The organism is Cyanobium sp. N5-Cardenillas, from assembly GCF_024345515.1.
GTDB lineage: Bacteria > Cyanobacteriota > Cyanobacteriia > PCC-6307 > Cyanobiaceae > Cyanobium.
Window position 1 is genome coordinate 1 of record NZ_JAGQBG010000146.1, and the last position, 7907, is coordinate 7907.

Below are 7907 nucleotides of genomic sequence, written 5' to 3' on the forward strand. Positions count from 1 at the left end.
ACTGGTTCCACACCGAAGCGCCGGAGCGCTGCTGGAGAGTGGCGGTCATGAGTGCAGAGAAGGGTGCCAGCCGGCAAATGCGCTTGCGCGCAGGCCTTAGGCGTAAGGAAGGGCGATGGATCGCCTGTGTCCAACGTAACAGACCATTGCGGGATGTGAGGGGCCGTTCATGAAGAAAAGCCGAGCCTCCTGCCTGGCCCGCCCCCCTTGCCGCTGCTAGGAGAAGCGTTGCACCGGTCATCTCGCCCGCCCGCCGATGGTCTCGCGTTCGTCGCTCTCACCCCAGCCACCGGGCACCGCCGGCTTCCGCCTGCGGCGCCTGTCGCCCGCCCTGCTGCTCCTGCCGCTGCTGGTGGCGGGTTGCCAGGGCTCGCCCGATGCCGAGAGCCGCCGCATCGACCAGCTCGAGCTGAAGATTCAGCAGCTGGAGCAGCGGCTGAACAAGGCCGACACGCGCCCGGACACGGCCGACCCGGCCGGCAAGCCCCCGGCCGGCGTGGTCAAGTCGCTGACCCTGCGCACCGACACCGAAGACGACCGGCTGCGCATCTACTGGGCCGACGGCACCAAGACCGACCTCCCCTGCACCAAGGAACAGACCACCCTCGTTTGCGGATGACCATGCCTTCCCCCCGGCTCCGGCCCCTGCTGGGCGCCCTGGCCCTGCTGCTGGCCGCCCCCCTGGCGACCATCCTCCCCGCCCGGGCCCAGATGACCCAGGAACAGGCCTTCCAGCGCGGCCGCGCCGTCAACCTGGCCCGCATGCGGGGCGAGGTGCTCAACGGCGGTCTCGGCGTCTATCGGCCCGCCCTGTGCATGTATGAGCGCAGTGGCGGCGACTGCCTGGTGCGCGCCGATGCCGACGGCTTCCTGTTCCGCTTCTACGGCGGCGCCCCCGGCTGGGCCCAGCTCGGCCTGCCGCCGACGGTGGAGACCGAGATCCTGGTCGCCCCGGATGGTCGCAGCGTCCTGAGCGTCGTCTACAACGGCCCGCCCCGGGCTCAGCCCGGGCTCTGAAGGTCCCTGGCCAGGTCAGCCAGGGCCTGGCCCCAGGCCGGCTCCACGGGCCAGCACTCCCGGCGGGTGAGGCTGAGGGCGATGCCCTTCTCGCCGTAGGCCGCCTCGTTGATGAACACGGCCCAGACGGGCCCGTCGCCCTGGTCGGCCTGGGGGTGGAACGGGATCGTGAGGCCCTCCGCCGTGAGGAAGAGGGGATCACCGGCGTCGATCGGCTGCCAGTCGCGTCCCTGCCGTTGCGGGTGCACCACCGCCGCCGGGGATCCGTCGTCATGGCGGGGCAGGTCGAGGCTGCCCAGGTGCCGGTGCACCACGAGCCGGTCCGGCTGGCGCAGGGCTCCGGCGCGGGCCTCCGCCAGGACCTCCAGGGCCGCCTCGAGGGCCAGCTGGCTCTGCCGGCAGATGGTGGCCTGGACCACGCCCTGGGGCACCGGGCCCACCTCCACCACCAGCCCGCAGGGCCAGCGCTCCACCAGATAGCCGGTCTGGGCCCGGTCCTGCTCGTGCAGATAGATCGGCAGCCCCAGCCGCTGCTGCAGGCCCGCCGCCAGGGCCAGGTCGGCCGGCCGCCGGCCGTAGACCACCAGGCTGCTGCCCATGGCGGCGGTGGTGCTGTGCAGGTCGAGGGCCACCAGGCAGGGGGCACTGCCGACGGGCCCGTGGAGAGCCAGCAGCTCCCGCGCCCGACGCAGTTCCCGGTCCCCCGGCCCGGGGGCGTCCAGCAGGGCCGGCACGAAACTGCGGTTGAGGTCGCGCTCCAGGTAGCGGACACCGGCGGCATAGGCGGCCGGGTTGCCCAGCACCAGCTCCAGGCCGAGGCCATGGCTGCGCAGCAAGGCCGGGTGCCGTCGCCAGGCCTCCAGCAGCCAGGGCGCGTTGCGCTCGTTGCCGTGGGTGCCCCCCACCACCATCACCCGGCCCGCCACCATCGCCTGCATGCTCAGTGGGCTCCAGCCTGGCGCAGAGTCAGGGCTGCACTGCGCTGATTTCCATGGCCCCGCCCGCCACCCTGGTGCGCACCGCCCGGCAGCTCTGGCAGTGCCAGTGGCGCCTGCTGATGGGTGGGCTCGGTCCCGCCGACGGCCAGGGCCGCTACCGCCGGCCAGCCGGCGCCTTCACCAGCCTGCCGCCATTGCCGGAGGACGCGGCCGACCCGGGCGCCCACGTGCTGATCGTGGGCCGCAGCTGCCCCTGGGCCCACCGGGCCTGGCTCACCTGGACCCTGCGGGGCCTGGCCCCCTGGATCGAGACGGTGGTGGTGGTGCCCGATCCGGCCGCCGGCCGCTGGCGCTTCGAGACGCCCTTCGAGGGCTGCCAGACCCTGCTCGAGCTCTACCGCCGCTGCGGCGCCGATCCCCGGGCCCGGGCCACCGTGCCGGCGCTCTACTCCCGCAGCCGTGGGCAGATCCTGGTCAGCGAGAGCGCCCGCCTGATCGAACTGCTCAATGCCTGGCCCGCGGCGACAGAGGCACCGGACCTGGCCCCGCCGGACGATCTTGCGGCGATCGCCGCCTGGCGGGAGCGCCTGCAGGGGGATGTCAACGACGGCGTGTACCGCTGTGGCTTCGCCCGCCACCAGGCGGCCTATGACGAGGCCGAAGCGGCCCTGTTCGCCGCGCTGGAGGCGGTCGAGGCCGCCCTCGCCGCCCAGGGGGAGGGCGGCGGCTGGCTCTGCGGCGGGCCCCGTCCCAGCCTGGCGGACGTGGTGCTGTTCCCCACCCTGATCCGGATGGAGCTGGTCTACGCGCCGCTGTTCGGCTGCAGCCGCCAACCCCTCTGGCAGCTGCCCCGGCTGTGGGACTGGCGGCGCCGCTTCCATGGCCTCGAGGGGGTGGCGGCCACCTGCTTCCCGGACGCCTGGCGCCGCGACTACTTCGGCGCCCTCTTCCCCCTGCACCCCTCCGGCATCGTCCCGGCGGGACCGGACCTGGCCACACTGGTGGGTAGCCCGCCCCCGGCCGCCCCCGGCGCCCCCACCCGATGAGCAGCACCCTGGCCACCCCGGACGGCGCCGACCCCGTCTTCGAGGGGGTCTACGGCCCCTTCACGATCACCGCCACCGACCGCCGCGAAGTGCTCGGCTACCGGCTGGCCCTCACGGCCGTCGCCCTGGCCCAGCTGGCCCTGCTGGCCCAGTGGCGCCAGCTCGGCGCCGAACTGCTCTGGCCCTGGCTGCTGGTGATGGCGGCCGGACTGGGCCTGGCCCTGCGCTGGATCCACATCTACCTGCGTCCCCTGCACCGGGCCCTGCAGCTGTTCTGGCTGGCCGGTTGCCTGGGCGGGGTGCTGCTGGCCCTGCGGGCCGGACCGGGCCAGATGCTTCCCGCCCTGGCCCAGCAGCCCCTCTGGATCCTGGCGGTGGGGCCCTTCTTCGCCGCCCTGGCCGGCATCGGCTTCAAGGAGTTCTTCTGCTTCCAGCGCCCGGAGGCGATCGGCGTCACCCTGCTGCTGCCCCTGGCCCTGCTCGGGCGCCTGGCCGGACTGCTGAGCCCGGCCACCACCGCCAGCCTGCTGGCGGCCGAAGCCCTGCTGCTGCTGGTGCTCTGCCTGCGCAAGTTCCCCATGCCGGCGGCGGCGGACGTGGGCGACAAGAGCGTCTTCGCCCATCTGGAGCAGCAGCGCCTGGGCCAAAGCATCGGCACCCCATGAGCGCGATCAGCCTGGTGGGGGCGGCCAAGGACTTCGGCCTGCGCAGCCTGTTCGCCGACCTCGACCTGCACGTGGGCGAGCGCGACCGGCTGGGGCTGATCGGCCCCAACGGCGCCGGCAAGAGCACCCTGCTGCGGGTGCTGGCGGGCCTCGAACCGCTCGATCGGGGCGAGCGGCGCTGCCACGCCCGCACCCGGGTGGTGCTGCTCGACCAGGAACCCCGGCTGGATCCCTCCCTGACTGTCCTGGAGCAGGTGTTCGCCGGTGACGGGGAAGCCATGGCCCTGCTGCGGGAGTACGCCGGGGTGAGCCACCAGCTGGCCAGTGGCGCCGAGGACGGCCCGTTGCTGGCCCGCCTCAGCGCCCTGCAGCACCGCATGGACGGCTGCCAGGCCTGGGATCTGGAGCGCCGCTGTCGGGAGGTGCTGGAGCGCCTGGGCATCGACGCGGCCCACCAAGAGCGGACGATCGGCGAGCTCTCCGGCGGCAACCGGCGCCGCGTCGCCCTGGCGGCGGCCCTGGTGGCCGAACCGGAGGTGCTGCTGCTGGACGAACCCACCAACCACCTCGATGCCGAGGGGGTGGAGTGGCTGCAGAGCTACCTGGATCGCTTCGCCGGCGCCCTGGTGCTCGTCACCCACGACCGCTACCTGCTCGATCGGGTCACCCGCCGGATCGTGGCGGTGGAGCGGGGCGAGGCCCGCCCCTACGAGGGCAACTACGGCACCTACCTGGGCCTGAAGGCGGCCGAAGAGGAGGCCGAGGCCTCCACCGCCGCCAAGCTCAAGGGGACCCTGCGGCGGGAACTGGCCTGGCTGCGCCAGGGCCCCAAGGCCCGCAGCACCAAGCAGAAGGCCCGTCTGCAACGCATCGATGCCCTGCTGGAGGCCCCCGCCCGCCAGGGGCGGACCAGCCTGGCCATGGCCGCCACCGCCCGGCGCATCGGCAAGCGGGCGATCACCGCCGAGGGGCTGGCGGTGGCCGTGGGGGATCGCACCCTGCTGCGCGACTTCAGCTACGACTTCAGCCCGGAGGACCGGGTGGGGATCATCGGACCCAACGGGGTCGGCAAATCCAGCCTGCTGGAGGTGATCGCCGGGCGGCGCCCCCCCAGCGAAGGGCTGCTGGAGCTGGGGGGCACGGTGAAGCTGGCCTACTTCGACCAGCACAGCGACGTGCTGCTGGCCAAGGACGGCAAGCGCAAGGTGATCGAGGTGGTGCAGGAAGCCGCCAGCCGGGTGCAGGTGGACGGGGTGGAGCTGACGGCCTCCCAGCTCCTGGAGCGCTTCCTGTTTCCCCCCGCCCAGCAGCACCAGCCGGTGGCGAAGCTTTCGGGGGGCGAGCGCCGGCGCCTGCACCTCTGCCGGCTGCTGATCGAGGCCCCCAACGTGCTGTTGCTGGATGAACCCACCAACGACCTCGACGTCCACACCCTGAGCGTGCTGGAGGAGTTCCTCGACGATTTCCGCGGCTGTGTGGTGGTGGTCTCCCACGACCGCTGGTTCCTGGATCGCACCGTCGACCGCCTGTTCCACTTCGAGGACGGCCGGCTGGAGCGCTTCGAGGGCAACTACAGCAGCTGGCTGGAGCGACGGGCAGGGTCGCCGGCCACCGCCCCCGGACCGGCCGCCGCCGCCCCGGAAACCGCCAAGCGCTCAACGCCATCCGCCAAGGTGCCGGCGGACGGCCCCCGGCGGCGCAGCTTCAAGGAAACCCGGGAGCTGGAGCGCCTCGAAACCGAGCTGCCCCGGCTCGAACAGCAACGCCGCGAACTGGAGCAGCACCTGGCCTCCCCAAGCGGCCCGGATTACGCCCGCCTGGAGGAGCTGACCCACGAGCTGGCGGACCTGGTGGTGAGGATCCAGGCGGCGGAGGAGCGCTGGCTGGTGCTGAGTGAACTGGCCGCCTGAACGCCGCTGACGTGGCGATGGGTGTGCGGGACCCCACAGGGAAAGGCGGCACCTCTGCCCCGACCGTATGGTGTCTGCGGTGAGTTCCGGCTCGTGAAGGCCGGTTTTTGCATGAAGACGATCGACGATCACATCGAGAAGGACAAGGTCGAGATCGAATCGGCCAAGGCCGACGGCAATCTCGGCAAGGTGCGCCATCTCGAGGAGGAGCTCAAGGCCCTCAACGAATACAAGGAGCACCACCCCGAGGACAGCCACGACCCCTCCCCCCTCGAGGTGTACTGCGACCTCAACCCCGAAGCGCCCGAGTGCCGCGTCTACGACGACTGATCCCCGGGGCAGCTCAGGCGATGCCCAGCTGCTGCCAGACGGCGGCCAGCAGGGCATCGAGCCCCTGGGAGGCGGCGGCGGAGATCACCAACGGTGACTGGCCGGTGTGGGCAGCGATGGCCAGCACCCGTGCCTCCAGTTCCTCGGCATCACACAGCTCCATCTTGTTGAGCACCACCAGCCGGGGTCGGTCGCTGAGCCCGTTTCCGTAGGCGGCCAGCTCCTCCTCCACCACCAGCAGATCCCTGAGCACGTCGTCACCGCCGGCATCCACCAGATGCAGCAGCAGGCGGGTGCGCTCGATGTGGCGCAGGAATTCATGGCCCAGGCCGGCCCCACGGGCCGCCCCAGCGATCAGGCCGGGGATGTCGGCGAAGACGGTGCCGTCCCCGCTCGGCCGCCGCACCACCCCGAGGTTGGGCACCAAGGTGGTGAAGGGGTAGTCGGCGATCTTGGGTCGGGCCGCGGAGAGCACGGCGATCAGGGTGCTCTTGCCCGCGTTGGGCAGGCCGATGATCCCCACCTCGGCCAGCAGCTTGAGCTCCAGCTGCAGCTTCCATTCCTCACCCTCCTTGCCCTCGGTGAACTTTTCCGGGGCCCGGTTGCGGTTGCTGAGGTAGTGGGCGTTGCCCAAGCCCCCCCGGCCGCCGGCCGCCACCAGCAGCTCCTCGCCGGGATTGGTGAGATCCCCCAGCAGGATGCCGGTGCGGCAGTCGCGCACCTCCGTGCCACAGGGCACCCGGATGGTCAGGGTGGAGGCACTGGCCCCGGAGGAGCGGTTCGGGCCACCGCGCCGGCCGTCATCAGCGGCGAACAGGCGTCGGTACTTGAAATCCAGCAGGGTCTGGAGATTGGCATCGGCCACGAGCAGCACGTCGCCGCCGCGGCCCCCATCGCCACCGGAAGGGCCACCGGCGGGCACATATTTCTCACGACGGAAGGCCACGATGCCGTCGCCGCCGCGGCCGGCGCGCACGGCGATGCGGGCCTGATCGATGAACTGCAAGGAAGGTTTTCGGCCGGGGCTCGGATGAGGAACAACCCTAGGATCCCCCGGTTGCAGCGCTTGTTTGGCCGAGGTCCGCTTCGAGAAGGTCGGCAAGACCTACCCGCCCCGTCGCGGCGGCAACCCGGTGGAGGTGCTGCGCGAGCTCGACCTGCAGATCCAGGACGGTGAATTCCTGGTGCTGGTGGGCCCCTCGGGCTGCGGCAAGAGCACCCTGCTGCGGCTGCTGGCGGGCCTGGAGGCCACCACCTCGGGCGAGATCTACGTGGGCGAGCGGCCCGTGAGCCGGCTGCGGCCCGCCCAGCGGGATGTGGCGATGGTGTTCCAGAGCTACGCCCTCTACCCGCACCTGAGCGTGGCCGACAACATCGGCTTCGGCCTGCGGCGCAGCCGCCACCGCAGCCTGCCCCAACAGCTGCAGGACAGCCTGCACCGGGCGACCCGTGGCCTGCCGGCCCCGCTGCGGATCGATTCCGAGCGGGAGCACCGCATCGCGGCGCGCATCGACGAGGTGGCCGCCACCCTGGAACTGGAGCCCCTGCTGGAGCGCCGGCCCAAGGAGCTCTCCGGGGGCCAGAAGCAGCGGGTGGCGCTGGGCCGGGCCATCGCCCGCCAGCCGGCGGTGTTCCTGATGGATGAACCCCTCAGCAACCTGGACGCCAAGCTGCGCACCGGCACCCGCACCCAGATCGTGGAACTGCAGCGGCGCCTGGGCACCACCACCCTCTACGTCACCCACGACCAGGTGGAGGCCATGACCATGGGCCACCGCATCGCCGTGCTCAACGAGGGTCGGCTGCAGCAGCTGGGCACCCCGATGCAGCTCTACCAGTGGCCCTCCAACCTGTTCGTGGCCCAGTTCATCGGCAGCCCGGCGATGAACCTGCTGCCGGTGGAGGTGGCCGGCTCCGCCCAGCTGCTGCTGGGGGGGCGGCGCTTCCCGGTGGAGGGTCCGATGGCGGAGTTGCTGGGGGACTGGGTCGGTCACCGGATCA

At 72.1% G+C, this 7907-nt stretch carries 9 protein-coding genes; 7 read left to right on the forward strand and 2 right to left on the reverse strand.

Annotation, left to right across the window (positions count from 1 at the left end):
• The first annotated feature begins 256 nt into the window (after nt 1–256).
• The gene (locus KBZ04_RS11670; protein WP_254992088.1) at nt 257–619 is read left to right on the forward strand and encodes a hypothetical protein; all 363 of its coding nucleotides are present in this window, start codon (nt 257–259) and stop codon (nt 617–619) included.
• Entirely contained in the window at nt 616–1017 is a 402-nt protein-coding gene (locus KBZ04_RS11675; RefSeq protein ID WP_254992089.1) for a hypothetical protein, read from the forward strand. The genes KBZ04_RS11670 and KBZ04_RS11675 overlap by 4 nt, the downstream gene beginning before the upstream one ends.
• Here the strand turns inward: KBZ04_RS11675 and KBZ04_RS11680 are convergent.
• A complete protein-coding gene (locus tag KBZ04_RS11680; protein ID WP_254992095.1) occupies nt 1002–1946 on the reverse strand; it encodes an aspartoacylase in 945 nt (314 codons plus the stop codon). The genes KBZ04_RS11675 and KBZ04_RS11680 overlap by 16 nt on opposite strands.
• A gap of 62 nt (nt 1947–2008) precedes the next feature.
• Here KBZ04_RS11680 and KBZ04_RS11685 point away from each other — a divergent pair, with 62 nt between their 5' ends.
• The 4 genes from KBZ04_RS11685 to KBZ04_RS11700 all read left to right on the forward strand — a co-directional run bounded on the left by KBZ04_RS11685 (nt 2009) and on the right by KBZ04_RS11700 (nt 5906).
• Nucleotides 2009–3001 (forward strand): glutathione S-transferase C-terminal domain-containing protein, encoded by a 993-nt coding sequence (locus KBZ04_RS11685; RefSeq protein WP_254992090.1) that lies wholly within the window; start codon nt 2009–2011, stop codon nt 2999–3001.
• Nucleotides 2998–3666 carry a DUF2301 domain-containing membrane protein gene (locus KBZ04_RS11690; RefSeq protein ID WP_254992091.1) on the forward strand — a complete coding sequence of 223 codons (669 nt, stop codon included), beginning with the start codon at nt 2998–3000 and terminating at the stop codon, nt 3664–3666. The genes KBZ04_RS11685 and KBZ04_RS11690 overlap by 4 nt, the downstream gene beginning before the upstream one ends.
• A complete protein-coding gene (locus KBZ04_RS11695; RefSeq protein WP_254992092.1) occupies nt 3663–5576 on the forward strand; it encodes an ABC-F family ATP-binding cassette domain-containing protein in 1914 nt (637 codons plus the stop codon). The genes KBZ04_RS11690 and KBZ04_RS11695 overlap by 4 nt, the downstream gene beginning before the upstream one ends.
• A 111-nt stretch (nt 5577–5687) precedes the next feature.
• Nucleotides 5688–5906, forward strand: coding sequence for a Calvin cycle protein CP12 (locus KBZ04_RS11700; protein WP_094586564.1), 219 nt, complete (start codon nt 5688–5690; stop codon nt 5904–5906).
• A 13-nt stretch (nt 5907–5919) separates the two neighbouring features.
• Here the strand turns inward: KBZ04_RS11700 and cgtA are convergent, their stop codons facing one another.
• Entirely contained in the window at nt 5920–6912 is a 993-nt protein-coding gene (cgtA, locus tag KBZ04_RS11705; protein WP_254992093.1) for an Obg family GTPase CgtA, read from the reverse strand.
• 64 nt (nt 6913–6976) lie between these two features.
• On the opposite strand from cgtA, the gene KBZ04_RS11710 reads away from it, so the two are divergent.
• Nucleotides 6977–7907: ABC transporter ATP-binding protein (locus KBZ04_RS11710; RefSeq protein ID WP_254992094.1), on the forward strand; the 931-nt coding region annotated here is incomplete at its 3' end.